The sequence below is a fragment of the Methylobacterium sp. WL6 genome, assembly GCF_008040095.1.
In the GTDB taxonomy this organism is placed as follows: Bacteria; Pseudomonadota; Alphaproteobacteria; order Rhizobiales; family Beijerinckiaceae; genus Methylobacterium.
Map to the genome: position 1 here is coordinate 1 of NZ_VRVH01000045.1, position 25100 is coordinate 25100.

The 25100-nt window shown below is 70.1% G+C and carries 27 protein-coding genes, 1 pseudogene and 1 riboswitch; of the genes and pseudogenes, 14 read left to right on the forward strand and 14 right to left on the reverse strand.

Going from position 1 to position 25100, the window contains the following annotated elements; all coding sequences use genetic code 11:
• Positions 1-301: pseudogene (locus FV230_RS09075) on the reverse strand (septum formation inhibitor MinC); the annotation flags it as partial.
• A gap of 270 nt (positions 302-571) precedes the next feature.
• Here FV230_RS09075 and FV230_RS09080 point away from each other — a divergent pair.
• From FV230_RS09080 to typA, 4 genes are all read left to right on the forward strand, one after another.
• Positions 572-889, forward strand: a complete 318-nt coding sequence (locus tag FV230_RS09080; RefSeq protein WP_147842128.1) for an iron transporter — start codon at positions 572-574, stop codon at positions 887-889.
• Positions 886-2424 carry a PepSY-associated TM helix domain-containing protein gene (locus FV230_RS09085; protein WP_147842129.1) on the forward strand — a complete coding sequence of 513 codons (1539 nt, stop codon included), beginning with the start codon at positions 886-888 and terminating at the stop codon, positions 2422-2424. Before FV230_RS09080 ends, FV230_RS09085 begins: the two co-directional genes overlap by 4 nt.
• Positions 2421-2768, forward strand: coding sequence for a DUF3325 domain-containing protein (locus FV230_RS09090; RefSeq protein ID WP_147842130.1), 348 nt, complete (start codon positions 2421-2423; stop codon positions 2766-2768). Before FV230_RS09085 ends, FV230_RS09090 begins: the two co-directional genes overlap by 4 nt.
• 155 nt (positions 2769-2923) lie before the next feature.
• Positions 2924-4756 (forward strand): translational GTPase TypA, encoded by a 1833-nt coding sequence (gene typA, locus FV230_RS09095; RefSeq protein ID WP_147728668.1) that lies wholly within the window; start codon positions 2924-2926, stop codon positions 4754-4756.
• Between the two features lie 293 nt (positions 4757-5049).
• On the opposite strand, the gene FV230_RS29520 is transcribed toward typA, so the two are convergent.
• The 4 genes from FV230_RS29520 to carA form a co-directional block, all read right to left on the reverse strand.
• Positions 5050-5214 carry a hypothetical protein gene (locus FV230_RS29520; RefSeq protein ID WP_187274670.1) on the reverse strand — a complete coding sequence of 55 codons (165 nt, stop codon included), beginning with the start codon at positions 5212-5214 and terminating at the stop codon, positions 5050-5052.
• Positions 5211-5528 carry a hypothetical protein gene (locus FV230_RS09105; RefSeq protein ID WP_147842132.1) on the reverse strand — a complete coding sequence of 106 codons (318 nt, stop codon included), beginning with the start codon at positions 5526-5528 and terminating at the stop codon, positions 5211-5213. Before FV230_RS09105 ends, FV230_RS29520 begins: the two co-directional genes overlap by 4 nt.
• Complete coding sequence (locus tag FV230_RS09110) at positions 5528-5857, reverse strand: hypothetical protein (RefSeq protein WP_147842133.1); 330 nt, start codon at positions 5855-5857, stop codon at positions 5528-5530. Before FV230_RS09110 ends, FV230_RS09105 begins: the two co-directional genes overlap by 1 nt.
• Before the next feature lie 157 nt (positions 5858-6014).
• Complete coding sequence (gene carA, locus FV230_RS09115) at positions 6015-7274, reverse strand: glutamine-hydrolyzing carbamoyl-phosphate synthase small subunit (protein ID WP_147842134.1); 1260 nt, start codon at positions 7272-7274, stop codon at positions 6015-6017.
• Between the two features lie 190 nt (positions 7275-7464).
• On the opposite strand from carA, the gene FV230_RS09120 reads away from it, so the two are divergent.
• On the forward strand, positions 7465-7926 hold the full coding sequence (locus tag FV230_RS09120; RefSeq protein WP_147842135.1) for a GatB/YqeY domain-containing protein: 462 nt from the start codon (positions 7465-7467) through the stop codon (positions 7924-7926).
• A gap of 9 nt (positions 7927-7935) precedes the next feature.
• Here FV230_RS09120 and FV230_RS09125 read toward each other — a convergent pair whose 3' ends face one another.
• Positions 7936-8139 carry a BrnA antitoxin family protein gene (locus tag FV230_RS09125; protein WP_246694804.1) on the reverse strand — a complete coding sequence of 68 codons (204 nt, stop codon included), beginning with the start codon at positions 8137-8139 and terminating at the stop codon, positions 7936-7938.
• A gap of 64 nt (positions 8140-8203) precedes the next feature.
• A complete protein-coding gene (locus FV230_RS09130) occupies positions 8204-8485 on the reverse strand; it encodes a BrnT family toxin (protein ID WP_147842137.1) in 282 nt (93 codons plus the stop codon).
• Between the two features lie 152 nt (positions 8486-8637).
• Here FV230_RS09130 and dnaG point away from each other — a divergent pair, with 152 nt between their 5' ends.
• The 3 genes from dnaG to FV230_RS09145 all read left to right on the forward strand — a co-directional run bounded on the left by dnaG (position 8638) and on the right by FV230_RS09145 (position 14171).
• Positions 8638-10548 carry a DNA primase gene (gene dnaG, locus FV230_RS09135; protein ID WP_147842147.1) on the forward strand — a complete coding sequence of 637 codons (1911 nt, stop codon included), beginning with the start codon at positions 8638-8640 and terminating at the stop codon, positions 10546-10548.
• Between the two features lie 196 nt (positions 10549-10744).
• On the forward strand, positions 10745-12739 hold the full coding sequence (gene rpoD / locus FV230_RS09140; protein ID WP_147842138.1) for an RNA polymerase sigma factor RpoD: 1995 nt from the start codon (positions 10745-10747) through the stop codon (positions 12737-12739).
• Between the two features lie 172 nt (positions 12740-12911).
• A complete protein-coding gene (locus FV230_RS09145) occupies positions 12912-14171 on the forward strand; it encodes an adenylate/guanylate cyclase domain-containing protein (RefSeq protein ID WP_147842139.1) in 1260 nt (419 codons plus the stop codon).
• Positions 14172-14179: 8 nt separating this feature from the next.
• On the opposite strand, the gene FV230_RS09150 is transcribed toward FV230_RS09145, so the two are convergent.
• Positions 14180-14683, reverse strand: coding sequence for a TIGR02281 family clan AA aspartic protease (locus FV230_RS09150; protein WP_246694805.1), 504 nt, complete (start codon positions 14681-14683; stop codon positions 14180-14182).
• 210 nt (positions 14684-14893) lie between these two features.
• Positions 14894-15022, forward strand: a riboswitch (TPP riboswitch).
• Positions 15023-15133: 111 nt separating this feature from the next.
• Here FV230_RS09150 and thiO point away from each other — a divergent pair.
• Genes thiO through FV230_RS09170 form a run of 4 tightly spaced genes read left to right on the forward strand, consistent with a single transcriptional unit; the run spans position 15134 to position 17938 of the window.
• On the forward strand, positions 15134-16324 hold the full coding sequence (gene thiO / locus FV230_RS09155; RefSeq protein ID WP_246694807.1) for a glycine oxidase ThiO: 1191 nt from the start codon (positions 15134-15136) through the stop codon (positions 16322-16324).
• Positions 16321-16533: a sulfur carrier protein ThiS gene (gene thiS, locus FV230_RS09160; RefSeq protein WP_147842140.1), complete on the forward strand. Its 213-nt coding sequence runs from the start codon at positions 16321-16323 to the stop codon at positions 16531-16533. Before thiO ends, thiS begins: the two co-directional genes overlap by 4 nt.
• 3 nt (positions 16534-16536) lie before the next feature.
• Positions 16537-17337 (forward strand): thiazole synthase, encoded by an 801-nt coding sequence (locus tag FV230_RS09165; RefSeq protein WP_147842141.1) that lies wholly within the window; start codon positions 16537-16539, stop codon positions 17335-17337.
• Between the two features lie 22 nt (positions 17338-17359).
• Entirely contained in the window at positions 17360-17938 is a 579-nt protein-coding gene (locus FV230_RS09170; RefSeq protein ID WP_246694806.1) for a thiamine phosphate synthase, read from the forward strand.
• 223 nt (positions 17939-18161) lie between these two features.
• On the opposite strand, the gene FV230_RS09175 is transcribed toward FV230_RS09170, so the two are convergent.
• From FV230_RS09175 to map, 6 genes are all read right to left on the reverse strand, one after another.
• Positions 18162-18914 carry a peptidase gene (locus FV230_RS09175; protein ID WP_147726286.1) on the reverse strand — a complete coding sequence of 251 codons (753 nt, stop codon included), beginning with the start codon at positions 18912-18914 and terminating at the stop codon, positions 18162-18164.
• Between the two features lie 31 nt (positions 18915-18945).
• Positions 18946-19773, reverse strand: a complete 828-nt coding sequence (locus FV230_RS09180; RefSeq protein ID WP_147842143.1) for a transglutaminase family protein — start codon at positions 19771-19773, stop codon at positions 18946-18948.
• 154 nt (positions 19774-19927) lie between these two features.
• A complete protein-coding gene (locus tag FV230_RS09185) occupies positions 19928-20872 on the reverse strand; it encodes an alpha-E domain-containing protein (RefSeq protein ID WP_147842144.1) in 945 nt (314 codons plus the stop codon).
• An 83-nt stretch (positions 20873-20955) separates the two neighbouring features.
• Positions 20956-22395: a circularly permuted type 2 ATP-grasp protein gene (locus tag FV230_RS09190; protein ID WP_147726289.1), complete on the reverse strand. Its 1440-nt coding sequence runs from the start codon at positions 22393-22395 to the stop codon at positions 20956-20958.
• A gap of 90 nt (positions 22396-22485) precedes the next feature.
• A complete protein-coding gene (gene radC / locus FV230_RS09195) occupies positions 22486-23199 on the reverse strand; it encodes a DNA repair protein RadC (RefSeq protein ID WP_246694808.1) in 714 nt (237 codons plus the stop codon).
• 37 nt (positions 23200-23236) lie between these two features.
• The gene (map, locus tag FV230_RS09200; protein WP_147726291.1) at positions 23237-24055 is read right to left on the reverse strand and encodes a type I methionyl aminopeptidase; all 819 of its coding nucleotides are present in this window, start codon (positions 24053-24055) and stop codon (positions 23237-23239) included.
• 170 nt (positions 24056-24225) lie between these two features.
• Between map and FV230_RS09205 the strand changes: the two genes are divergently transcribed.
• The gene (locus tag FV230_RS09205) at positions 24226-24480 is read left to right on the forward strand and encodes a zinc-finger domain-containing protein (RefSeq protein ID WP_147726292.1); all 255 of its coding nucleotides are present in this window, start codon (positions 24226-24228) and stop codon (positions 24478-24480) included.
• A 4-nt stretch (positions 24481-24484) separates the two neighbouring features.
• The coding region (locus FV230_RS09210) for an FAD-dependent monooxygenase (protein WP_147842146.1) at positions 24485-25100 on the forward strand (616 nt) is incomplete at its 3' end.

Here is a 25100-nt window from a genome sequence, read left to right on the forward strand (position 1 = left end):
GGCCCGGCCCGAGCAGCGCGGGCGCCGCGCCCTCGATCCCGTAGATCGCGATGGCGCGCGCCGAGAGCTCGGCCACCAGACCGGTCAGGTCATCGCGATCGAGCGTGAGCCCGGTGAGATCGAGGATCACCGGGCGCCCGGCGAAGAACGCGGGTGCGCGCTGGCGCAGGGCGTCGAGATCGGCGAGCCAATCCTCGATCGGGGGCAGCGGCGCGAGCACGGTCGCCATGAACGAGCGGCCGCGGAAGCGGATCGGCGGACGGGGCGCATCGGGCTTGGGCTGGGTCACGGGGGTCGGCATCTCGCGTGTCGGGCCTGGACCCTGCCTGCATGCGGCGTGCGCGCCCGCGGAGCAATCCTTGCCGGGCGCTTGCCCACGCCCCTTGTCGCCCGCCGATGGTCGCGCACGTTCGAGACGCACCCCGCAATCCCGTCGTCGATAGCAGCTAAACCGTTGGGCGAGAACTGGAATGGTTCTGAAACATAGCGGTTGCGCGGCCGCAGGGCGCCTTGCTACCCCCGGCACGGAACGCCGCCCTTCGAGGGCGTGAAGCCCCGTGGAGTCGGCCCGATGGCACCGCAGAAGGACGCACGCCGCCGTCCGGCCTACCGCCTCGCGGTCGTGGGGCGGATCGTGCTCGCGGTCGCCGGCGGCTACGCGGTGGCGGCGCTGCTGACCGCCCTGCTGTCGTTGACGCTGCCGCTCGTCCGCTCCGAGGCGGTCGCGACGGCGACCATCCTGAGCTTCGCGGTGATGGTCGCCGTGGTGGTCTACGTCTTTGCCGCGCCGACGCTCGGCCGTGCCGCCCTGACGGTCGCCGGGCTCGCGGCCGTCCTCGGCGGCGGGCTCTGGCTCGCCGGCGGCTTCGCCGCGGTCGGTGCCGCATGAGGCAGGGTTTTCGCCAATCGATGGCGTGGCTGCACGCCTGGTCCGGCCTCGTCGTCGGCTGGGTGCTGTTTTGCGTCTTCGTCACCGGCACCGCGAGCTACTACCGGACCGAGATCTCGCAGTGGATGCGGCCGGAGCTCGCCGCGACCGAGAGCGAGCCGGCCCGCTCCGCCGACCTCGCCGCCGCCTACCTGCAGAGGGCGATGCCCGACGCCACCGGCTGGTACATCGAGCTGCCGAAGCCCGAGAAGCCGCTGATCGGCGTGATGTGGTGGAAGAGCCTGGAAGGCCCGTTCCATCAGGCCCTGCTCGATCCCGCCACCGGGACGCCGACCAAGGCCCGCGACACCCGCGGCGGCGACTTCCTCTACCGCTTCCATTTCGAGCTCGGCATGCCGCCGCTTTGGGGCCGCTGGATCGTCGGCACCTGCGCGCTGGTGATGCTGGTGGCGCTGGTCTCGGGCATCGTCACCCACCGCAGGATCTTCGCCGACTTCTTCACCTTCCGGCGGCGTCGTTCGCAGCGCGGCTGGCTCGATGCGCACAACGTGTTCGGCGTGCTCGCTCTGCCGTTCCACCTGATGATCACCTATACCGGCCTCGTCACCCTCGCGCCGATGTACATGCCGTGGGGCGTCGTCTCCGCCTACAAGGGCGACGAGATGCGCTTCTACGTCGACAGCGGGCTGATGCCGGAGCTGCGCGCCCCGTCCGGGAAGCCCGGCACCCTGGCGCCGCTCTCCGGCATGGTCGCGCAGGGCATCGCCGCCAGGGGCGAGGCGCCGGAAGGGGTCTCCGTCTTCAACCCTGCCGACGCGACACCCTCCGTGCTTGCGGTCTTCGAGGAGCCGCACGGGCTTGCCCACGAGCATCCGCAGATCGCGTTCGACGGCGCGACCGGGGCGATGCTCGGCAGCAACGGCGCGACCCGCGCCGCTGCCAAGACCTCGACCGTCATGCTGGGGCTGCACGAGGGGCACTTCGCCGGCGCGGCCCTGCGCGTGCTGTTCTTCCTGTGCGGGGTGATGGGCGCCGCCACCGTCGCCACCGGGCTCGTGCTGTGGGCCGTGGCGCGGGCGCCGCAGGGGGCGGAGGCGGAAGGCTTCGGCCTGCGGCTGGTGCGGACGCTCAACGTCGGGACCATCGTCGGCCTGCCCGCCGGAATCACCGCCTACTTCCTGGCCAACCGCCTGCTGCCGCTCGACCTTGCCGCCCGCGCGGATTGGGAGGTCGGAACGTTCTTCGGCGCCTGGGCGCTGGTGGCGGTCGCCGGCGCCCTCCGCCCGGCCGAATCGGTCTGGCGCGAAGGCCTCGGGCTGGTCGGAGGCCTGTTTCTGGCGGTGCCGGTCGTCGGCGCGATCACCACCGGCCTGCATCCGCTCGCCGGCGAGACGCGCTTCCTCGGCTTCGACGCCGCGATGATCGCCCTCGGCATCCTCCTCGGGCTCGCCGCGCGGAAGGCGGGGCAGGCGCGGCTCCGGCCGGCGCTCCGGGAGGACGCCGGCATCACGGGCGGGGAGGCCCTGCGCGCGTGACCGCCATCGTCGTCGGCCTCAACCTCGCCCTGTGCTTCGCCGGACTGTCGGCGCTGGCGCTCAGCCTCGACCGTCACCATCGCGACGCCTTCCTGGTGCGTCCCGGCGCGGCCCGCGCCCGGACCCTGCGCATCGCCGGCTGGTCCGGCATCGGCCTCTCCTTCGTGGCGGCGGTGGCGCTGGAGGGCTGGAACTTCGGTCCGGTGCAATGGATCGGCGCCCTGACCGGCGCGGCGCTGCTCGTGGTCGCTTTCCTGTCCTACCGCCCGGGCTGGCTCCGCCCGGCGGCGTTGCTGGCGCTGCCGATCGCGCTCGTGGCGCTGCCGCTCGCCCTGAACGGTTGAGCAGGGCTCGCGATCATCGCAGAACCGCTGCCCCCTTGCCGCCGAGGCCGACTCCTTATATTGCGGCGCAATAGCTCGAACCCGTTCTCGACCCGGCGTGGCCGACTGCAATCGCGGTCCGTCCCGTGGCGGGTTCTACTCGCTTCGGAAACACCATGAAGCTGCGCAACATCGCCATCATCGCACACGTCGACCACGGCAAGACGACGCTCGTCGACAAGCTGCTGTCGCAGTCCGGCTCCTTCCGCGACAACCAGCGGGTCGAGGAACGGGCGATGGACTCGAACGACCTCGAGAAGGAGCGCGGCATCACCATCCTGGCCAAGGCGACCTCGGTCGTCTGGAAGGATACCCGCGTCAACATCGTCGACACCCCCGGCCACGCCGACTTCGGCGGCGAGGTCGAGCGCATCCTGTCGATGGTCGACGGCGTGATCGTGCTGGTGGACGCGGCCGAAGGCCCGATGCCGCAGACCAAGTTCGTGGTCGGCAAGGCCCTCAAGATCGGCCTGCGCCCGATCGTGGCGATCAACAAGGTCGATCGTCCCGACGCCCGCATCACCGAGGTGGTGAACGAGGTGTTCGACCTGTTCGCGGCGCTCGACGCCACCGACGACCAGCTCGACTTCCCGATCCTCTACGGGTCCGGCCGCGCCGGCTGGATGGCCACGACGCCGGACGGCGATCAGAGCGAAGGGCTCGCGCCGCTGTTCGATCTCGTGCTCGAGCACGTGCCGCAGGCCCGCGTCGAGGAAGGCCCGTTCCGGATGCTCGGCACCCTGCTCGAGGCCAACCCGTTCCTCGGCCGCATCATCACCGGCCGCATCGCCTCCGGCACCGTGAAGCCGAACCAGGCGATCAAGGTGATGGACCGCGAGGGCAAGCTCGTGGAGACCGGCCGCGTCTCGAAGATCCTCGCCTTCCGCGGCCTCGAGCGGGCGCCGATCGACGTCGGCGAGGCGGGCGACATCGTCTCCATCGCCGGCCTCGTGAAGGGCACCGTCGCCGACACGTTCTGCGACCCGCAGGTCGAGACCCCGATCCAGGCCCAGCCGATCGATCCGCCGACCGTCACCATGTCCTTCATCGTCAACGATTCGCCGCTCGCCGGCACCGAGGGCGACAAGGTCACCAGCCGCATGATCCGCGACCGCCTGTTCAAGGAGGGCGAGGGCAACGTCACGCTGAAGATCGAGGAGGCCGCCGACAAGGACAGCTTCTTCGTCTCTGGTCGCGGCGAGCTGCAGCTGGCGATCCTGATCGAGACCATGCGCCGCGAGGGCTTCGAGATCGCCGTGTCGCGTCCCCGCGTCGTGCTCTCGAAGGACGAGGACGGCGGCATCCTCGAGCCGATCGAGGAGGTCGTGGTCGACGTCGACGAGGAGTACTCGGGCGTCGTCGTGCAGAAGATGTCCGAGCGCAAGGCTGAGATGATCGAGATGCGTCCGTCGGGCGGCGATCGCCTGCGCCTCGTCTTCCACGCACCGACCCGTGGCCTCATCGGCTACCAGAGCGAGCTGATGACCGACACGCGCGGCACGGCGATCATGAACCGCCTGTTCAAGGCCTACGAGCCCTTCAAGGGCGAGATCGCCGGCCGCCGCAATGGCGTGCTGATCTCGAACGACAAGGGCGAGGCCGTGGCCTACGCCATGTGGAACCTCGAGGACCGCGGCCCGATGATGATCGAGCCCGGCGCCAAGGTCTACCAGGGCATGATCATCGGCGAGCACAACCGCGAGAACGACCTCGAGGTGAACGTGCTCAAGGGCAAGAAGCTCACCAACATCCGCACCACCTCGAAGGACGAGGCCGTGCGCCTGACCCCGCCGATCCGGATGACGCTGGAGAAGTCGCTCGCCTGGATTCAGGACGACGAGCTGATGGAAGTCACCCCGAAGTCGATCCGCCTGCGCAAGACCCACCTCGATCCGAACGACCGCAAGCGCTTCGAGCGCTCGGGCGGAGCGGCGAGCAGCGCGAGCTGAGGATCCATAAGGATCGGAATACGAAGGGCCGGGCGGCGATCGCCCGGCCCTTTTTCGTTGGGTCGATATGGTGACGCTATCGAAATAGGGGCAGCTCCCTCCCCCCTCTGCGGGGGAGGCGGCCCGCGAAGCGGGTCGGGAGAGGGGAGCGCGCTGTCCGGAGAGGTCGCTCCCCTCTCCCGACCCTCGCTCACGCGAGGTCCACCCTCCCCCGCAGAGGGGGGAGGGAAGGTGCGTCTGCCGCGACGAGGGAGCGAGGGCTCCCGACAAGAGGAGGGCTCCGGCGGCGAGGCTCACCCGCCGCCCGGGTCGGTATCCTTGTCAGTGCCGCCGCCCTTCGGCCCCATGCCCGGATGACCCTCGGTCTTCTCGTTCGGGTCCATCACCGCATCGGGTGCGGAATTCGCGGGCTTCTTCGTGTCCGGCGTCTCGTCCGCCGGCTTGTCGTGATCGCTCATTCGCCCTCCTCGCGCTCGGCCTTGTAATGCCCGGAGGCGACGGTCTCGTCGGCCTGCGGGCCGCGCGACGCCTTCTGGTCGGAATGCCCGCCCGACGAACCGCCGGGCGTCGGCGGAGAGCGGCCGGGCTCGCCGCCCTGCTTCCAGTCGGACTTGCGCTCGGGGTCGGACTTGCCGCCCGTGCCCATGTCGGTGATCGCCGACTGCTCGGCGGTGTGGCCGCCGCCGCCGGCCGCGGGCTCGCCGCTGCTGCCGACCTGATCGTCCGGCTTGCGGGTGACGGTCTGCGAGGCCTCGTCCGTGTCGCGGGCCATCAGCGCTTGCCGTCGTCGTGGCCGACCGGCGCGGTGGCACGGTCGACCGCCTCGGAGGCGGAGGCGCCCGGCTGACCCTCGCCGCGGATCGCCCGCAGGTTCTCGGCCGGCGTCTCGGCCTCGGTCTGGTCGGTCGCGTCCTCGCTCGGCATGCCCGAGGCGATCCGCGCGGTCTCGGCCTCGCCCGCCGGATCGCCCTTCAGATCGGCCTGGGTCCGGGCCGGGCTGCCGACGTCGAGAGGCGAATCCTGCCCGAGATCCTGCCCGTTACGGTCCGCGTTCGCGGAAAACCCCTTCAGCGAGGGGCGGTCTGCGTCGTGCTCGGCCATGATGCGCCTTTCGGGCTGTCGATCCATCGTGTGGACCAACAACACCGACGGCAGGCGGCGGTTGCTTCCGACCGCCGGGCGCGATCGTCACGCGCCCCGCCCGCCACATGGCGGAGCGCGGCGTCTTCGGCGTTGCGAGGGCGGCGGAACCGGTCGATCAGGCCGCCGTCTCGGGCTTGCGGGGTTCCGGCGTGCCCGAGCGCATCAGCGTCACGAACCGCTCGAACAGGTAGTGGCTGTCGCGCGGGCCCGGCGAGGCTTCCGGGTGGTGCTGGACCGAGAAGGCCGGGCGGTCGGTGAGCGTCAGCCCGCAATTCGAGCCGTCGAACAGCGAGACGTGGGTCTCGACCGCGGTCTCGGGCAGGCTCGCCGGATCGACGGCGAAGCCGTGGTTCATCGAGACGATCTCGACCTTGCCGGTGGTCTTGTCCTTGACCGGATGGTTCGCGCCGTGATGGCCCTGGCCCATCTTCACCGTGCGGCCGCCGAGCGCGAGCCCCATCAGCTGATGGCCGAGGCAGATGCCGAAGGTCGGCACCTTCTCGGCGAGCAGCTCGCGGATCACCGGGACGGCGTACTCGCCGGTTGCCGCCGGGTCGCCGGGGCCGTTCGAGAGGAAGACGCCGTCGGGCTTCAACGCCAGGATGTCGGCCGCGCTGGTGGTGGCCGGCACGACCGTGACCGAGCAGCCGGCCTCGGCCAGCAGCCGCAGGATGTTGCGCTTCACCCCGTAATCGATCGCAACGACGCGCAGGCCCTCGCCCGGAACGCCGCGGCCGTAGCCGGCCTTCACCGTCCAGGTCGACTCGCTCCAGTCGGAGCGCTCGCGGCTGGTGACCGGGGGCACGAGGTCGAGGCCTTCCATCGGCGCCAGCGCGGCGGCGCGTGCCTTCAGGGCCTCGCGGTCGAAGTTGCCCTGGGGATCGTTGGCGATCACCGCGTTCGGCATGCCGTGGTCGCGGATGCGGGCGGTCAGCGCGCGGGTGTCGATCCCGGTGATGCCGAGGATGCCGCGGGCCTTCAGCCACGCATCGAGGTGGGACGACGAGCGCCAGCTCGACGGCTGCGTCACGGCCGAGGCGATCACCGTGCCGCGCACGCCCGAGGCCGGGGCCGCGTCGAGGCTCTCGAGGTCCTCGTCGTTGGTGCCGGTGTTGCCGATATGCGGGAAGGTGAAGGTGACGATCTGCCCGGCATAGGACGGATCCGTCAGGATCTCCTGGTAGCCGGTCATCGCGGTGTTGAAGCAGACCTCGCCGTCGGCGATCCCGGTCTGGCCGATGCCGAAGCCTTCGAGGATGGTGCCGTCGGCCAGAACCAGCAGGGCGGTTGCGACGGGCTCGGCCCAGGGGGCGGGGGCGGGGCGCGCCTGAGCGGGGGCGCCGTCTTTCGGCGCGGAAGCGCTGTCTTGCAGCATCGGCGTGATCTCGCTTATGTCCGGCCTCGACCGGCGCCGTCGAGACGGCGCGAGCGGGCGGCTGATGATCCTGTGCCGCGGTCTTATCGAGCCCGCGGCGATGGGGTCAATGTGGGGCCGCGTCGAAGGCGGCTCAATCGCTGCAAACCGCAGGCCAGCCACCCGTTTCTGCACAACAAGGACAACATCGATGCTGCGCGCCCGCCTCACCACCGAGATGAAGGAGGCCATGAAGGCCGGCGAGAAGGCCAAGCTCGCCACGATCCGCATGATCCAGGCGGCGCTGAAGGACAAGGACATCGAGGCGCGCGGGCTCGGCAAGGAGCCGGCGACCGACGACGAGATCCTGGCGCTTCTGCAGAAGATGATCAAGCAGCGCGCCGAATCGGCCTCCGTCTACGAGCAGGGCGGCCGGCCGGAGCTCGCCGAGAACGAGCGCGCCGAGATCGCGATCATCGAGGGCTACCTGCCCCGGCAGATGGACGAGGCCGAGACCAAGGCCGCCGTCGACGCCGCGATTGCCGAGGCGGGCGCCGCCGGCCCGAAGGACATGGGCAAGGTGATCGCCGTGCTGAAGGGCGCCTATGCCGGCCGCATGGATTTCGCGAAGGCGAGCGGGCTGGTGAAGGCGGCGCTGAACGCCAAGGCGTGAGAGGTCCGGTCAAGCACGATCGCCTTTGCAGCGTGCCTCCACGTAGGCACGCAGCACGGCATTGATGCGGCTTTGGTACCCGTCGCCGCCGCGCTTGAAGTGCTCGACGAGATCCCGGTCGAGGCGGATCGAGATCGCGACCTTGCGCGCTGGAACCACCGGCTCCCCGGCCGCCCAGTCGAGATCGAGGGGAGCTGCGTCGGGGTCCGCCACGACACGCTCGGCGATCGCCTCATCGCTCAGCCGATCCAGGGCAGCCCAATCGGTGCGGCCGCGGCTACGATCGTCCAGCGACGTAGGCGTGATATTGCTCTTTCTCATTTCGCCTCGCGGCACGCGCAGAGATCAGACGCCGGTTGGGCCCGCGCGGCGTGAAGACGACCACGATGACCCGTTCCCCGGCCTGACCCAGTGCGCCCCACCGCTCCTCTCCATTTCGATCCGATCGGATCAGGATATGCGGATGCGCGAAGACTTCGAGCGCATCCATGAAGTCGATGTGGTGCTTATGCAGGTTGGCGCTACGCTTGGCCTCGTCCCACTCGTAGGCGTCCGACATTCCGGCGTGTCTCGGTGCCGCACCTCGGGAAGATCGTATATACAACGCGACGCGTCAACGGCTTGCCGGAAGCGGGACGCCTTTCGGCCGTGGGGACTCGTTAGGGCGGTTCAGGCTATGATGAGCGATTGCCGAAAGAGTCCCGCATCTCCGTGCGCTACCCGCCCCACATCCTCGAAGAGATCCGCAACCGGCTTCCCGCCTCCGACGTGGTCGGCCGGCGGGTGAAGCTGAAGAAGGCCGGGCGCGAGTGGCGCGGGCTGTCGCCGTTCAACGCCGAGAAGACGCCGTCCTTCTACGTCAACGACCAGAAGCAGTTCTACCACTGCTTCTCGTCCGGCAAGCACGGCGACATCTTCAGCTTCCTGATCGAGACCGAAGGCCTGAGCTTCCCGGAAGCCGTCGAGCGGCTCGCCGCCGACGCCGGCGTGACGTTGCCGGCTCCCACCGCCGACACCCGCGAGATGGAGACCAAGCGCCGCGGCGCGATCGAGGTGATGGAGCTGGCCACCGCGTGGTTCGAGGAGCGGCTGGCCTCGCCCGCGGGCGCGGCCGCCCGCGCCTATCTCGACCGGCGCGAGCTCGGCCCCGAGATCCGCAGGAGCTTCCGCCTCGGCTACGCTCCGGCCGACCGCTACGGCCTGCGCGACCACTTGGCGGGCAAGGACGTCGACAAGGCGCTGATGGGCGAGCTCGGCCTGCTGGTGACCGGCGACGACATCGCCGTTCCCTACGACCGGTTCCGCGACCGCATCATCTTCCCGATCGCCGACGTGCGCGGCCGGGTGATCGCCTTCGGCGGCCGGGCGATGCAGGCGGACGCCAAGGCGAAGTACCTGAACTCGCCCGAGACGCCGCTCTTCCACAAGGGGCAAGTGCTGTACAACCTGAATCGGGCGCGGAAGGGCGCCCACGATCGCGGCACGATCATCGCTGTCGAGGGCTACGTCGACGTCATCGCGATGACGATGGCGGGCCATGCCAACACCGTCGCTCCGCTCGGCACCGCGCTGACGGAGGAGCAATTGGCGTTGCTGTGGCGGCATGCCGACGAGCCCGTGCTGTGCTTCGACGGCGACGGTGCAGGGCAGCGCGCCGCCTTCCGCGCCCTCGACGTGGCGCTGCCGATGCTGGAGCCGGGCCGGTCGCTGCGATTCGCGATGTTGCCGGAGGGCCAGGACCCGGACGACCTGCTGCGCTCGGGCGGCTCGGGGGCGATCGACAAGGTGGTCGAGGCGGCCAAGCCCCTGGTCGAGATGCTGTGGAGCCGCGCCGTCGAGACCGGCTCGACCGACACGCCCGAGCGCCGGGCGGGCCTGGCCAAGACGCTGCGCGGCCTTGTCGCCGGCATCCGCGACGAGACGGTGCGGGGCTACTACCGCGACGAGATCGAGGAGCGGTTGCGCGGGCTCTCGCCGCGCGGCGCGACGCAGCAGCGCGGCGCCTACCAGCCGGGCGGGCGGCCGAATGCCTACGTCCGCAAGCCGCGTCCCGGCGATCCGCCGCCCTCGCCGCGGCTGACGGCCGGGCCGAGCGCGGGCCTCGCCCGCTCGAACGGCTTCTCCGGCAGCGGCGGCTCGCGCGAGGCGATGATCGTGGCGAGCCTCCTCGTGCATCCCGAGCTGCTCGGGCTCGAAGCCGAGGATCTCGCCGCCCTCGATCTCGAGGACGCGGATGCGGTGGCCCTGCGCTCGGTTCTGCTCGACCGCGCCGCCGACGCGGCGGACCCGGACGTGGCGGTGGTCGAGAATCGGCTGGCGCGGGCCGGTCTCGAGGCGGCGAGCGCGCGGCTGGCGGCACGGGTGCGCCCGGGCGACCGCTGGGCCCTCGATCCGCACGCCGATCTCGTCAAGCTGGAGGACGCTTTGCGGCAGGCCGTGATCTTGCACCGCAAGGCCGGCGCGCTAAATAGCGAACTCCGACAGGCGGAACGTGCGCTCGTCGAAGAAGAAACAGAGGCGAACTTCGCTTGGCTGTGCGACGTCAAGGAGCGCTTGGCGGTGATCGCGGGAGCGGAGACCGAGGCGGACCTGCAGGACACGAACGACTCGACTGTGTCGTAGGGCCTGTGCGATGGCGGAATACGACACGCCTTCGCGGCATGGTTAACAATCGGTCAAGCGTCTCGCTTGCATACCGAACTCGAGAATACGACGCGGTCGAAGCGGTTCGCCCGGGTCTCACACGCATTGCGGCGCCGACGGCGCGGCGTGGCCGAAAGGCCCCCGCATCGTGGCGCGCCGAAACAATAGGCTGATCATGGCGACGAAGGCAACGGAACGGGACGAGACGGACACCGCTCCGGCAGAGCAGACCGATGGGCCGCTCCTCGACCTGACGGATGCTTCGGTCAAGCGGATGGTGAAGCTCGCCAAGAAGCGCGGCTACATCACCTACGAGGAGGTCAACGAGGTCCTCCCCGAGGGGCAGTCCGACCCCGACCAGCTCGAGGACGTCCTGTCCCAGCTCTCCGAGATGGGCATCAACGTCGTCGAGGCCGAGGAGACCGACGAGGCCGCCGCCGACAAGCCGGCCAACGGCGAGGCGTCGGACGACGAGGAGAGCGCCGAGGGCACGGAGGTGGCCGAGGTCGCCCCGACGCGCGCCGTCGCCGTCGTCACCGCGACCAAGGAGCCGACCGACCGCACCGACGATCCGGTGCGGATGTACCTGCGCGAGATGGGCTCGGTCGAGCTGCTGTCGCGCGAGGGCGAGATCGCCATCGCCAAGCGGATCGAGGCCGGGCGCGAGGCGATGATCGCCGGCCTGTGCGAGAGCCCGCTGACCTTCCAGGCGATCATCATCTGGCGCGACGAGCTCGTCGACGGCAAGGTGCTGCTGCGCGACATCATCGATCTCGAAGCGACCTATGCCGGCCCCGACGGCAAGAACCCGCAGATCGCGGAGGCGGCCGCCGAAGGCGAGGATGCCGAGCCGGAAGCGCCGACGCCCGAGGGCGGCGACGACGACGACGACATGGAGAACAACGTCTCGCTCGCGGCGATGGAAGCCGAGATCAAGCCGCGCGTGCTCGAGACGTTCGACGCGATCGCCAACAACTACCGCAAGCTGCGTAAGCTCCAGAACGAGGAGACCGAGCGCAAGGCGAACAGCGAGAAGACCACGCCGGCCCAGGAGAAGAAGCAGGCCGAGTTCAAGGACACCGTCGTCGCCGACGTGAAGTCGCTGTCGCTGAACAACAACCGCATCGAGGCCCTGGTCGAGCAGCTGTACGACATCAACAAGCGCCTCATCTCGCATGAGGGCCGGCTGATGCGCTACGCCGAGAGCCACGGCGTCGCCCGCGACGAGTTCCTGCGCCACTACCAGGGCTGGGAGCTCGACCCGAACTGGATGACCCGCGTCGGGACGCTCGGCGGCAAGGGCTGGAAGAACCTCGTCGAGAAGGGCTCGAAGCAGGTCTCGGACCTGCGCGAACAGATCCTGACGCTCGCCTCCGAGACGGGCCTGGAGATCGGCGAGTACCGCAAGATCGTCAACATGGTCCAGAAGGGCGAGCGCGAAGCCCGCCAGGCCAAGAAGGAGATGATCGAGGCCAACCTCCGCCTCGTGATCTCGATCGCCAAGAAGTACACCAACCGCGGCCTGCAGTTCCTGGACCTGATCCAGGAGGGCAACATCGGCCTGATGAAGGCGGTCGACAAGTTCGAGTACCGCCGCGGCTACAAGTTCTCGACCTACGCCACTTGGTGGATCCGCCAGGCGATCACCCGCTCGATCGCCGACCAGGCGCGCACCATCCGCATCCCGGTGCACATGATCGAGACGATCAACAAGATCGTCCGCACCTCGCGCCAGATGCTGCACGAGATCGGGCGGGAGCCGACCCCGGAGGAACTGGCCGAGAAGCTGGCCATGCCGCTCGAGAAAGTCCGAAAAGTCCTGAAGATCGCCAAGGAGCCGATCTCCCTCGAGACGCCCATCGGCGACGAGGAGGACAGCCACCTCGGCGACTTCATCGAGGACAAGAACGTCGTCCTGCCGATCGACGCGGCGATCCAGAGCAACCTCCGCGAGACCACGACGCGCGTCCTCGCCTCGTTGACCCCGCGCGAGGAGCGGGTGCTCCGCATGCGCTTCGGCATCGGCATGAACACCGACCACACCCTTGAGGAGGTCGGCCAGCAGTTCTCGGTGACCCGCGAGCGCATCCGCCAGATCGAGGCGAAGGCCCTGCGCAAGCTGAAGCATCCGAGCCGGAGCCGGAAGCTGCGGAGCTTCCTGGACAACTGAGCGTCGGATACGCCATTCTCGAATTCGCCGAATGCGATCGTCGGATCGCGCCGTGTTCGCGGCGCGATCTCGCGTTCCAGGCGGCGAAGGGATGATGGTCTTCGATCCGGATCGATCTCGCCATCGTCAGCCGGAACCTTGCTTTGGCGGTTCGTGAACCCACCTTGGCCGTATGCTTGAGCGTCGCCAGCATCCACCCGTGCCGCCGACCGCCGCAGCCGACGGCTCGGAGGCGGACGACGTGCCGTTCGGCGCGCTGCAGGATTGCGTCGCGATCCGCGACTGGCTGCTGAGCGAGGGCGCCCGCCTGCCCGAGCCCGACGACCTGATCGCGGGCTTCGCCGAGCGCCTCAACGCGGTCGGCGTTCCGGTGGACCGGACCTCGACGGCGATCGATACGCTGCACTCGGAATATTCCGGCATCGGCCGCATCTGGACGCGCGAGTCCGGCACGACGGTGCGCCTGTTCCCGCACGGCGAAGCCTCCGAGCGCGCCTACGCGGCGAGCCCGTTCCGCAAGGTGCACGAGGACGGCGAATGGCTGATCCTCGACCTCGCCGAGACGCCGGACGACGCCTACTCGGTGATCCCCGACCTGAGGGCCGCCGGCTACCGCCACTACATCGTGGTGCCGCTGTTCTTCACCAACGGCACGCACAACGGCATCACCTTCGCCACCCGCGACCCGGACGGATTCCGCGACGAGGACGTGGCGATCCTGCGCTTCATCATGCCGGCCCTGGCCGCGGTGATGGAGATGCGGATCGTCACCAAGCAGCTCGACACGGTGCTGCGCATCTACGTCGGCGACGAGCCGCACCGCGCCATCCTGTCGGGCGACATCCGCCGCGGGCAGGTGAAGCGTATCCGCTCGGCGATCCTGTTCGCCGACATGCGCGACTACACCCGCATCTCGGCGAACATGACGCCGGAAGAGGCGGTCGATCTGCTCAACATCTTCTTCGACTGCCTCGTGCCGCCGATCGAGCGGGAGGGCGGCGAGGTGCTGAAGTATCTCGGCGACGGCCTCCTCGCCATCTTCCGCGAGCCGGGTGACGACCTCGGCGGCGCCGCCAAGGGGGCGCTGACGGCGGCACAAAGTGCGCTCGCGGCGCTGGAGGAGGCCAACACCCTCCACCAATTCACAGTGCCGATGATGGCCGGCATCGCGCTCCATCACGGCGAGGCGGCCTACGGCAACGTCGGCTCGGGCACGCGCCTCGACTTCACGGTCATCGGCCGCGACGTGAACATGGCGAGCCGCATCGCCCGGCTCAACAAGACGCTCGGCGAGCCGCTGCTGATGTCGAAGCCCTTCGTCGACTTCCTGTGGGGCGATCCGGTGCCGCTCGGCGAGCACGTGCTCGACGGGTTCGCCGAGCCGATGATGGTCTATCGCCCGCGCCCGAAGCCGCACCGCGGCCAGGGCTGAGGCGGGCCTCAGCCCCGCAGCGTCATCGTCCCGCCGGCGATGCTGAAGTCGCGCACGCGCTTCAGGAACGACATGCCGAGGAGGTTCGTGCCGAGGCGTCCGCTCGGGACGATCACGGCCTCGACGTCGCGCACGGTGACGGGCCCGATCCGGATCGTGCTGATCCGCACCGGTGCGACGCGGATCGTCCCGTTGGCGGTCATCACCGGGCGCGTGAAGTCCCGCGGCCCGACGACGATGCCGAGGCGGGCGGCATCCTCTTCCGCGAAGCTGCACGTCGTGGCCCCGGTGTCGACCATCATGCGCAGCGATCGCCCGTCGACCAGCGCGTCGGCGAGGAAGTGGCCGTTGCGGTCGGCACCGAGCGCGATCGCCGTCGGCGCGGACGCAACCAGTTGCACCGTCGGCACCGGTGGCGCCGCGGCCTTGCGGCTGGTCAGGCGGTTGCCGATGCCGCCGAGCACCCCCGCGACGAGGCCGGCCGCGAGGCAGAGCATCAGGATCGTCCGCATCGCCTACCTTCGCCCCCGCCGATCGAGGACGCATAGACGAGCACGACGCCGGTGAACGATGCGTGGCGGCGTGCCCGCCGCCGGACGGAACCGCGCGGCCATCTGCCGACAGGGTTTCCGGTCCGTCTCGGCGCGACGACGCATCGCGCGCATCCGCAGGAGGGGATCGGCCCGCGGGGTTGACCGAGGCGGCCGGCGGGACCACATCTGCGGTGTTCCAGGGAGATCCCCGGCAAGGGGCTGAGAAACCGCTGGCAGGCTCGTGAGGGCCCGCGGCGCGGAAATCCTTCGAACCTGATCCGGTTCACACCGGCGTAGGGATTGGACCGTGGGCGCCGTCTTCGACGACGGGGTGCCCCAGCTTCTCAGACGAAGCGTCAGGCCCGGTCTCTGCGACAGCACGCGGAGGATCACTTGGATCGTCATTCGGGTCGTCACGCAGCATCACCGATCGGGACGCGCCGGACGAGCGGCGGCGCCCGGCCAACCGTCCCGCTGCCGGCGCGTGCCGACGTCGCGATCGTCGGCGGCGGCATGATCGGGCTGTCGATCGCCTGGCGGCTGGCGCAGGCCGGGCGGTCCGTCGTCGTGGTCGAGCGGGAGACCATCGGCTCCGGCGCGAGCCTCGCCGCCACGGGCATGCTGGCGCCGGCGGCCGAGCACGAGCCCGGCTCCGACCCGCTGCTGCCGCTGGCGCTTGATTCGCTCCGGCGCTGGCCGGGGTTTCGCGCCGAGCTCGAAGCGGCGTCCGGCCTCGACATCGACTACCGCGAGGACGGGACGCTGGTGCTGGCCATCGGGCGCGACGAGGTCGAGCGCCTGCGCTTCCGCTTCGACCTGCAGCGCCGCTCGGGCGTCGCCGCCGAGTGGATCGCGGGTGCCGACGTGCGTCGCCGCGAGCCGGCCCTCCGCCCTTCGGTCACCGCGGGCGTGCTCTGCCCGCTCGATCATCAGGTCGACCCGAGCCGGGTGATGGCGGCGCTCGTCGAGGCGTGCCGTGCCGCCGGCGTGGCGCTCGTCGAGAACAGCCCGGTCGTCGCCCTCGAACGCACGGGCGGCCGCGTCGCGGGCCTGCGCACCGCCGACGGCGTGGTCGTGGCCGAGACCGTGGTGCTCGCCGCCGGCGCCTGGAGCGGCGAGGGCGGCCTGCTGCCGCAAAGCCTCGCCCTGCCCGTGCGCCCGCTGAAGGGACAGTCGCTGGCGCTGAAGACCACGGCCCGCACCGGCACGCTCTCCCACATGGTCTGGACCGAGCAGGTCCACATGGCGCCGAAGAGCGACGGCCACATTGTCGTCGGCGCGACGGTCGAGGATTGCGGCTTCCGCCCCGGCGTCACTGCCGGCGGGCTCTATGCCCTGCTCGAAGGCGCGCGCCGGGTGCTGCCCGGCATCGAGGAGATGGAGGTCGAGGCCGTCTGGAGCGGGTTCCGCCCGACCTCGGACGACGACGCGCCGATCCTCGGTGAGATCGCCCCCGGCCTGGTGGTCGCCACCGGCCACCATCGCAACGGCTACCTGCTCGCCCCGGTGACCGCCGACGCGATCGCCGCCCTCGTCACGACGGGCGCGATGACGGCAGTCGCGCAGGACTTCTCGCTGGCGCGGTTTGCGCCGGGCGCCGAGCTGAGGGCGTCGGCATGAAGCTGACGGTGAACGGACAGGCTCGCGAGATCGAGGCGGCCGACGTCGCCGCCCTGTTCGCGCAGGCGGCGGAGGAGACCGGCAGCACCGATCCGCAGGGCGTCGCCATCGCGCTCAACGGCCGCGTCGTCCGCCGCCGCGACTGGGACACCACACCGATCTCCGAGGGCGACCGCATCGAGATCGTACGCGCCATGCAGGGAGGCTAGAGGATGGTCGACACGCTCACACCCCTCCGACCGGAGGCCGACGACCCCTTCGTGATCGCCGGCGTCACGCTGGGCTCGCGCCTGTTCATCGGCACCGCGGGCTACCCGACGCAGGTGATCATGCGCGATGCGGTCGCGGCCTCCGGGGCCGAGGTCGCCACCGCCTCGATCCGCCGGGTCTCGCTGCAGGGCCACGGCTCGGACACCGTGAAGATCCTGAAAGGACGCCGCTTCCTGCCGAACACCGCCGGCTGCGAGACCGCCCGCGACGCGATCATGACCGCCGAGCTGGCCCGCGAGGCGCTCGACACCAACTGGATCAAGGTCGAGGTGATCGGCGACCGCGAGACCCTGTACCCGGACGTCGCCGAGCTGATCGAGGCCTGCCGCCACCTCGTCGACGACGGCTTCGTCGTGCTGCCCTACTGCAACGACGACCCGATCGTCTGCCAGCGGCTCGCCGACATCGGCTGCGCCGCGGTGATGCCGATGGGCTCGCTGATCGGCTCCGGCATGGGCATCGCCAATCCGGCCAACCTCGAGCTGATCTGCCGCCGCATGAGCGTGCCGGTGATCGTGGATGCCGGCATCGGCACGGCTTCCGACGCGGTGATCGCGATGGAGCTGGGCGCCGACGCCTGCCTGATCAACACCGCGGTGGCGAAGGCCGACGATCCCGTCCGCATGGCGCGCGCGATGCGCAACGCCGTGCAGGCGGGCCGCGATGCCTACCGCGCCGGCCGAATCCCGCGCCGCGGCCGGGCCGAGCCGTCGAGCCCGCAGCTCGGCCTTGTCGGCTCGTAGCCTGCCGTCGCCGCTCCTTGCGGTGACCGACCGGCACGGGCCCCGCCCCCTGGGCGAGACCATCGCCGCCGTGCTCGACGGCGGGTGCCGGTGGGTCTGGTTTCGCGACAGGGATCTGCCACCGCGCGAGCGCCGGGCGCTGGCGGAGCGCATCGCGGAACGCGTCCGCGAGGCCGGCGGCGTGCTCTCGGTCGGCGGCGATCTCGAGCTTGCCGCGGCCCTCGGCGCGAGCGTCCATCTCGGCGGCGGGGCGGATCGTGCCGTTATCACCGATGCCAGGCGCCGCCTCGGCACCTCGGCGCTCGTCGGCGTGTCGGCGCACGGCCTGCGCGACGTCGGGGCGGCGGAAGACGCGGATTACGTGACCCTGAGCCCGATCTTCGCCACGGCGAGCAAGCCCGGCTACGGTCCCGCCCTCGGCCTCGGCGCCATCGCAACGGCCGCGCGGATCGGAATCCCGGTCGTTGCGCTGGGTGGCATCGGCGTCGCCACCGCCGCCGCGTGTCGCCGAGCGGGCGCGGCGGGCGTGGCCGTGATGGGCGGCCTGATGCGGGTCGACGACCCTTCCGCCGAAGCTCGGGCGCTGTTGCGCGCCTGGTAAGGGGCCTCGGATGGGCCACCGTGAGCCTTAAGCAGGATCAGAATTCGACGCTCGCCGATTCAGCCCCGTCCCCACCCTCGATCTCATCCCGAGGTGCCGCGTCGGCGACCTCGAAGGGGGGCTCCAGAAATCGCGCGCGCGCTGCAGGGCTCCTTCGAGGCCTCCGTTTCGCTGCGGCACCTCAGGGTGAGGCTCACGGTTGGAGGAGGTCCGGCGTGAGAAACTACTTCGCGGCGGCAGGCCCGTAGGGCGGGCGCGGGATCGCCCGATGCGCGGCGCGGAGCGCCGCCGACCAGCGCTCGCGCAGGTCGTGGAAGTAGCCCTCGCCGGCCTCGATCCGGTGGTTGACCTCGAGGTCGAGGGCGTTGCGGCGCGCCAGCGCGATGTCGATCGGCAGGCCGACCCCGAGATTCGAGCGCATGGTCGAATCCATCGAGACGAGTCCGACCTTGAGCGCGTCGTAGAGCTCTGTCTCGAACTTCACCGCCCGGTCGAGGATCGGCTTGCCGTACTTGTGCTCGCCGATCTGCAGGAACGGTGCATCGGTGCTGCACTCGATGAAGTTGCCGGCCGAGTAGATTAGGAACAGCCGCATCGGCTCGCTGCCGATCTGGCCGCCGAACAGCAGCGAGACGGAGAAGCGCAGGCTCGCCGCCTCGAAGCCCGCCTTCTCGATCGCGCGCACGTGGCGGATCGCGCGGCCGACGAGCTGGGCCGCCTCGAACATCGTCGTCGTCTCGACGAGCTTCAGCTTGGCCTCGCCGTTGTCGCCGGGCACGCCCTCGGAGAGCAGGCTCAGGACCGATTGGGTCACCGACAGGTTGCCGGCCGAGGCCAGCATCATCACCCGCTCGCCCGGCACGTTGAAGTGATGGAGCTTGCGATAGGTCGAGATGTCGTCGAGCCCCGCATTGGTGCGGGTGTCGGCGATCATCACCAGGCCTTCCTCGACGAGGACGCCGACGCAGTAAGTCATGGGATCAGGCTTTTCGAAGAGGCGCGGAGCGTCAGGATTGCGGTGCCGCCTGGGCTTGCTCCACCCGGAGCTTCACGTCCAGCGTTTCGGTACCACCGCCTGTGCGACTGCCGCGAATCGGGGCAGCCCCGAGGTAGTCGAGCCCGGATGCGACGCGGATATAAGCTTCCGTGGTGGCGTCGCCGGTGGTCGGATCGAAGCCGACCCAGCCGAGATCCGGTACCAGCGCCTCGGCCCAGCCGTGCGGCGTCTCCTGCTCGGCGTCGCTCCCCTCCGGGCGGTGGTAGCCGGAGACGTAGCGCGCCGGGATCGCCCGGTGGCGGGCTGCGGCGATGAAGACGTGGGCGAAGTCCTGGCATACGCCGGCCCCGGCCTCGAAGGCCTTCGGCGAGGGCACGGCGGCGCTCGCGGGGCCTGGCGTGTAGGCCATGTGCGCGTGCACCGCGGCCATCAGCCGGTGCAGGAAGGGGAGGGCGGCCGGGTCTCCGGCGCCGGCGACCGCGTCGGACAGCGCCTGAATCTCCGGGCTCGGCAGCACGAGGTCGGTGTCGCGCAGGTAGAACGTCTCGGGCAGGCGCTCGACGGCGCCGCGGACGATGCCGTGGGTCTCGTGGGTGTCGACCTCGCCGGTGACGCGAATCACCAGCGCGTCGGAGGCCTGGTCCGGCGTGAACCAGTGGACGACGTTGCCGTAGCCGTCCTCGCGCTCGGTGAGCCGTCCGTCGACCGAAGGCTCGATCCGCCAGCGCCGGACGTACTGCCCGTCATGGTCGCGCGGCGTCATCCGCAGGACCTGGATCAGCCCGCGTGCCGGTTGCTCGTAGCTGTAGATGGTCTCGTGGACCACGCGAATGCGCATGCGTCGATTCTGCCCGTCCTGGCTCCGCCGGTCTCGGCGACACGGCGCCCGCGATGGACGCCGCGGCGCCCGGAGTCACACGTTTTACACGACGTTCCGACGGAGCGCGCAACCGCGGAAGCGGAACTGCGCGTATTCCGCTGCGGCTTAAGCCTTAGCCGAGATACTGCTCGGCGATGGCGGCGCCGACCTTGTTGTTCTCGCCGATGAAGGCGATCACGAACTCATGCAGGCCGGACGCGAAGACCCGGTCGATCTCCTCGCTTTCCAGCCGTGCGAGCAGGTTGCTCGCCAGGCGCTGGCTGGCGCCGCGGCGTCCGTAGGCGTCGGCGATCAGGTCGAGATGCTCGACGAGGACGCCGTAGCAGTTGGCGAAGGAGCGCGGCATCTGCCGGTTGAGGATCAGGAGGTCGGCGACCAGCAACGGCTTGACGCTCTCGCGATACACCCAGTGATAGGCGTTGAAGGCCGAGACTTCGCGCAGGATCGTCGTCCACTGGAAGTAGTCGAGGCTGCCGCCGATCTTCTCGGTGTCCGGCAGCAGGATCTTGTACTTCACGTCGAGGATGCGGGCGGTGTTGTCGGCCCGCTCGATCGCGGTGCCGAGACGCGTGAACCAGTAGGTGTCGTTGCGCAGCATCGTCCGGTAGGCCGAGCCGTCGAAGGTCAGCGAGATGCCCTTCACCCAATCGAGGAAGCGCGTGAATGCGTCGCGGTCGAGGTCCTTCTTCTCGTAGGACCGCAGCTCGAGCCAGGCGCCGTTGATCGTGTCCCACATCTCGGTGGTGAGCGCGGTGCGCACGCTGCGCGCGTTCTCGCGGGCGCTCTCGATGCAGGAGCGGATCGAGGACGGGTTGTGCGGGCTGAAGGCGAGGAAGTCGCACACCGTCGCGGTATTCACGCCGTCGTAGTGCGGCTTGAACACCTCCGGATCGCCGGCCGAGGCGAGGGCCGAGGCCCACTCGTTGGTCTCGCCCCCGCCGTAGCTCGTCGGCAGCGAGGCCAGGCGATGCGCCGCATCGAGGATGCGGGCGACGAACTCCGCCCGTTCGACGTAGCGCGAGAGCCAGTAGAGGTTGTCGGCAGTCCTGGAGAGCATGGCTGTTTCGCTGGGGTCTCTTCGGCTTCGGCGCGGGGGCGTCCACCGCTGGGCGGTTCTCGGTGAAAGCAGGCGTCACGCCATCACGCGTCGAGAACCCAGGTGTCCTTCGTACCGCCCCCTTGGCTGGAATTCACCACCAAAGATCCTTCCTTCAGCGCCACGCGGGTGAGACCGCCCGGCACGATGCGGATCTCGTCGGCGCCGCACAGCACGAAGGGGCGCAGGTCGACGTGGCGCGGGGCCACCCCGGAGGCGACGAAGGTCGGGCAGGTGGAGAGCGACAGCGTCGGCTGGGCGATGAAGCCGTCCGGGGCGTGGCGCAGGCGCTTGGCGAATTCCTCGATCTCGCGCTTGGTCGCGTGCGGCCCGACGAGCATGCCGTAGCCGCCCGAGCCGTTGACCTCCTTGACCACCAGCTCGGACAGGTTGTCCATCACGTAGGAGAAGGCCTCCTTCTCGCGGCAGCGATAGGTCGGCACGTTGTGCAGGATCGGCTCCTCGCCGGTGAAGAACTTCACGATCTCCGGCATGTAGCTGTAGACCGCCTTGTCGTCGGCGATGCCGGTGCCGACCGCGTTGGCGAGCGTCACGCTGCCGCGCTCGTAGGCGTTCATGATGCCCGGCACGCCGAGCATCGAATCCGGCCGGAACACCAGCGGATCGAGGAAGTCGTCGTCGAGGCGGCGGTAGATCACGTCGACCCGGCGCGGGCCTTCGGTGGTCCGCATGTAGACCACGTCGTCCTTGGTGAAGAGGTCGCCCGCCTCGACCAGCTCGACGCCGAGCTTGTCGGCCAGGAACGAGTGCTCGTAGAACGCCGAGTTGTAGCGCCCGGGCGTCAGCAGCACGACGGTCGGGTCGCGGGTCGCCGTCGCCGGCGCGAGGCTGCGGAGCGTTGCCAGCAGCGCGTCCGGATAGTTCTCGACCGGCGCGACGCGGTGGCGGGAGAACAGGTCCGGGAACAGCCGCAGCATCACCTCGCGATTCTCGAGCATGTACGACACGCCGGACGGGATGCGGGCGTTGTCCTCGAGCACGAAGAAGTCGTTCTCGCCGGTGCGGACGATGTCGATCCCCGCGATGTGCACGTAGAGGTCGTGCGGCACCCGGAACGACCGCATCTCCATGCGGTAATGCGCGTTCTTGTAGACGAGGTCGGCCGGGATGATGCCGGCCTTGATGCATTCCTGCGCGCCGTAGATGTCCTTCAGGAACATGTTGATCGCGGTGACGCGCTGCTTCAGCCCGCGCTCCAGGAAGCCCCATTCCGGCTTGGTGATCACCCGCGGGATGATGTCGAACGGGATCAGCCGCTCGGTCGATTCGTTGTCGCCGTAGACCGCGAAGGTGATGCCGATGCGCCGGAACAGCAGCTCGGCCTGGCTGCGGCGGGTGTTGAAGTGGTCGGCCGGCGTCGTGTCGAGCCAGTTCTTCAGCTGACCGTAGGCCTCGCGGACGTCGTCGGGACTCGTCGCGGCGCCTGCGAAGGCGGTCATCTCGTCGAAGGCCACGGCCGCCATTCAGTCTCTCCCAGATCCGTCACGCTAGAGGCAAGAGGCGCGCCACGCAAAGGGATTACGGCCTTGTTCGGGGCTCGTTCCAAACACGCGTCAGATGAGGCGCAGGCCTTTCAGGCTGGCATGGCCTGACCGGCCGAGGATGACGTGGTCGTGCACCACGATCTTCAGCGGGCTGAGTACGGCGATCACTTCGCGCGTCATCGTCACGTCGGCGGCCGAGGGCGCCGGATCGCCGGACGGGTGGTTGTGCGCCAGGATGATCGCGGTAGCCGAGAGCTCCAGCGACCGCCGCGCCACCTCGCGCGGGTAGACCGGCGTGTGGTCGACGGTCCCGCGCCCCTGGATCTCGTCGGCGATGAGGTAATTGCGCTTGTCGAGGAACAGCACCCGGAACTCCTCACGGGTGGCGAAAGCCATGGTGGCGCGCAGGTACTCGATGAGCTCGGCCCAGGAGGAAAGCAGCGCGCGCTGGGCGATCGCGCCGCGCGCCAGCCGGCGGCCCGCCGCCTCCATCAACTTGAGGTCGGCGACCACGCCGGCGCTGACGCCCTCGACCTCGGCGAGCCGGGCCGAATCGGCGCTCAGCACCTCGGCGAAGCTGCCGAAGCGGCGGATCAGCGCCTTGGCCAGCGGCTTCACGTCCCGCCGCGGGATCGCGCGGAACAGGGCAAGCTCGAGCATCTCGTAGTCGGGCAGGGCGTCGGCACCCTGCTTGGCGAAGCGCTCGCGCAGGCGATCGCGGTGGCCGAGATAGTGCGGCGGCTCCTCGGGCTTCGGCGCGACGGCCGGCCGCTCGGCGAACAATCCGCCCTCGGCCGCGTCGCCCGGGCCCGTCACGACCTCAAGCGCCCGGGTTGCCGGGCTGGTGCAGCCCCTTCGGCGAGACCGTGAAGATCTCGACGCCGGTCTCGGTGACGGCCACCGTGTGCTCGAACTGCGCCGACAGCGAGCGGTCGCGCGTCACCGCGGTCCAGCCGTCGGAGAGCACCTTCACCGCCGGCCGGCCGAGGTTGATCATCGGCTCGATGGTAAAGAACTGCCCCGGCCGCAGCGGCACGTCGTAGCTCGCCTCGACGTAGTGCAGGATCGTCGGCGCATCGTGGTAGCTCCGGCCGAGGCCGTGGCCGCAGAAGTCGCGCACCACCGAGCAGCGCTCGCCCTCGGCGTAGTCCTGGATCGCGCGGCCGATGTCGTTGGTCGATCCGCCGGGCTTCACCGCGGCGACGCCCCGCATCAGCGCCTCGTAGGTGATCTCGCACAGGCGCGCCGCCTTGCGCGGCACCTCGCCGACGAAGGCCATCCGGCTCGAATCGCCGTGCCATCCGTCGAGGATCAGGCACATGTCGAGGTTGACGATGTCGCCCTCGCGCAGCGGCTTGTCGTTGGGGATGCCGTGGCAGACCACGTGGTTGATCGAGGTGCAGATCGACTTCGGATAGCCGCGGTAGAGCAGCGAGGCCGGGTAGGCGCCGTGATCCATCGCGAACTCGTAGGCGAGCTTGTCGAGCGCCTCGGTGGTCACGCCCGGCTGCGTCGCCTCCATCAGCACGTCGAGGCCTTCCGCCGTCAGGCGTCCGGCGCGGCGCATGCCCGCGAACCCCTCCGGCCCGTGGATCGGTGCCTGGGGCACGCGCCGCGTCGCTTGGTCTTGCTGGGTCATCGAGGGGCTTGTCCGCGCCGGGTCGGTCTTCGAAGGCTTATGTACGGCGTGGCCGCCGAGGCGCCAAGTGACCGGCGTTCGCCCCCAGGCTTGCGCCGGACGAACGCACGGCGGCATAAGCGGGGCTCGGGCGACCCGGTGCGAGGGGTCCCAAGGCACAGGACGGCGCGATGGCTGACAGGGCGGTACCGCACTTCCACAACGAGCTCGGCGTCGCGGTCATCCATGTCGGCTCGCGGGAGTTCATGTGCATCGGCGCATTGCCGCCGTTCGATCATCCGCACGTGTTCCTCGACATGGGCGCCGACAACGAGATCATCTGCCAGTACTGCTCGACGCTGTATCGCCACCGCGCCGACCTGAAGGCCGGCCATGCCGACCCGGCGGCATGCGTCTGGCACGATCAGAAGGCGGCGGCCGAATAGGGTCATGCCCCGAGACCCTCAGCCGCCGCTGACCGTCGCTATCGTCGGAGGCGGGATCGGCGGCCTGACCGCGGCGCTGGCGCTGAACGCCGCCGGCCATGCGGTGACGGTGGTCGAGCGCCGCACCGGCTTCAGCGAGGTCGGCGCCGGCCTCCAGCTCTCGCCGAACGCGAGCCGCGTGCTCGCCGATCTCGGGCTCGCGGCGGCGCTCCGGCGCGCCGGCTCCGAGCCGCCGGGCGTGACCGTCCGCGCCCTCGATTCGGGCCGGCGGATCGGGGCGGTGGCGCTGGGCGCCAAGGCCCGCGAGCAGTTCGGCGCGCCGTACTACGTCATCCACCGGGCCGACCTTCAGACCCTGCTCCTCGACGCGGTGCGCTCCCGCCCCGGCATCCGCCTGATGATGGGCCGTGCCGTCATGGGCCTCACCGAGACCGAGGACGCCGTCACCCTCGCCCTCGAAAGCGGCAACGGCACCCGCAACGACAGCCTCTCGGCCAACCTGGTGATCGGGGCGGACGGCCTGCGCTCGCGCATCCGCGGGCACCTCGACCCACGCCCGCTCGCGCCTGCCGGGATGGCGGCGTGGCGGGCGATCGTGCCGCGCGAGGCCGTGCCCGAGG

Excerpts from the sequence above, each read along its gene's own strand:
- FV230_RS09080 (WP_147842128.1), top strand. The coding sequence starts at position 572 with ATGGCACCGCAGAAGGACGCACGCCGCCGTCCGGCCTACCGCCTCGCG.
- FV230_RS09085 (WP_147842129.1), top strand. The coding sequence starts at position 886 with ATGAGGCAGGGTTTTCGCCAATCGATGGCGTGGCTGCACGCCTGGTCC.
- typA (WP_147728668.1), top strand. The coding sequence starts at position 2,924 with ATGAAGCTGCGCAACATCGCCATCATCGCACACGTCGACCACGGCAAG.
- FV230_RS29520 (WP_187274670.1), bottom strand. The coding sequence starts at position 5,214 with ATGAGCGATCACGACAAGCCGGCGGACGAGACGCCGGACACGAAGAAG.
- FV230_RS09105 (WP_147842132.1), bottom strand. The coding sequence starts at position 5,528 with ATGGCCCGCGACACGGACGAGGCCTCGCAGACCGTCACCCGCAAGCCG.
- FV230_RS09110 (WP_147842133.1), bottom strand. The coding sequence starts at position 5,857 with ATGGCCGAGCACGACGCAGACCGCCCCTCGCTGAAGGGGTTTTCCGCG.
- carA (WP_147842134.1), bottom strand. The coding sequence starts at position 7,274 with ATGCTGCAAGACAGCGCTTCCGCGCCGAAAGACGGCGCCCCCGCTCAG.
- FV230_RS09120 (WP_147842135.1), top strand. The coding sequence starts at position 7,465 with ATGCTGCGCGCCCGCCTCACCACCGAGATGAAGGAGGCCATGAAGGCC.
- FV230_RS09130 (WP_147842137.1), bottom strand. The coding sequence starts at position 8,485 with ATGTCGGACGCCTACGAGTGGGACGAGGCCAAGCGTAGCGCCAACCTG.
- rpoD (WP_147842138.1), top strand. The coding sequence starts at position 10,745 with ATGGCGACGAAGGCAACGGAACGGGACGAGACGGACACCGCTCCGGCA.
- FV230_RS09145 (WP_147842139.1), top strand. The coding sequence starts at position 12,912 with ATGCTTGAGCGTCGCCAGCATCCACCCGTGCCGCCGACCGCCGCAGCC.
- FV230_RS09150 (WP_246694805.1), bottom strand. The coding sequence starts at position 14,683 with ATGCGGACGATCCTGATGCTCTGCCTCGCGGCCGGCCTCGTCGCGGGG.
- thiS (WP_147842140.1), top strand. The coding sequence starts at position 16,321 with ATGAAGCTGACGGTGAACGGACAGGCTCGCGAGATCGAGGCGGCCGAC.
- FV230_RS09165 (WP_147842141.1), top strand. The coding sequence starts at position 16,537 with ATGGTCGACACGCTCACACCCCTCCGACCGGAGGCCGACGACCCCTTC.
- FV230_RS09175 (WP_147726286.1), bottom strand. The coding sequence starts at position 18,914 with ATGACTTACTGCGTCGGCGTCCTCGTCGAGGAAGGCCTGGTGATGATC.
- FV230_RS09180 (WP_147842143.1), bottom strand. The coding sequence starts at position 19,773 with ATGCGCATTCGCGTGGTCCACGAGACCATCTACAGCTACGAGCAACCG.
- FV230_RS09185 (WP_147842144.1), bottom strand. The coding sequence starts at position 20,872 with ATGCTCTCCAGGACTGCCGACAACCTCTACTGGCTCTCGCGCTACGTC.
- FV230_RS09190 (WP_147726289.1), bottom strand. The coding sequence starts at position 22,395 with ATGGCGGCCGTGGCCTTCGACGAGATGACCGCCTTCGCAGGCGCCGCG.
- map (WP_147726291.1), bottom strand. The coding sequence starts at position 24,055 with ATGACCCAGCAAGACCAAGCGACGCGGCGCGTGCCCCAGGCACCGATC.
- FV230_RS09205 (WP_147726292.1), top strand. The coding sequence starts at position 24,226 with ATGGCTGACAGGGCGGTACCGCACTTCCACAACGAGCTCGGCGTCGCG.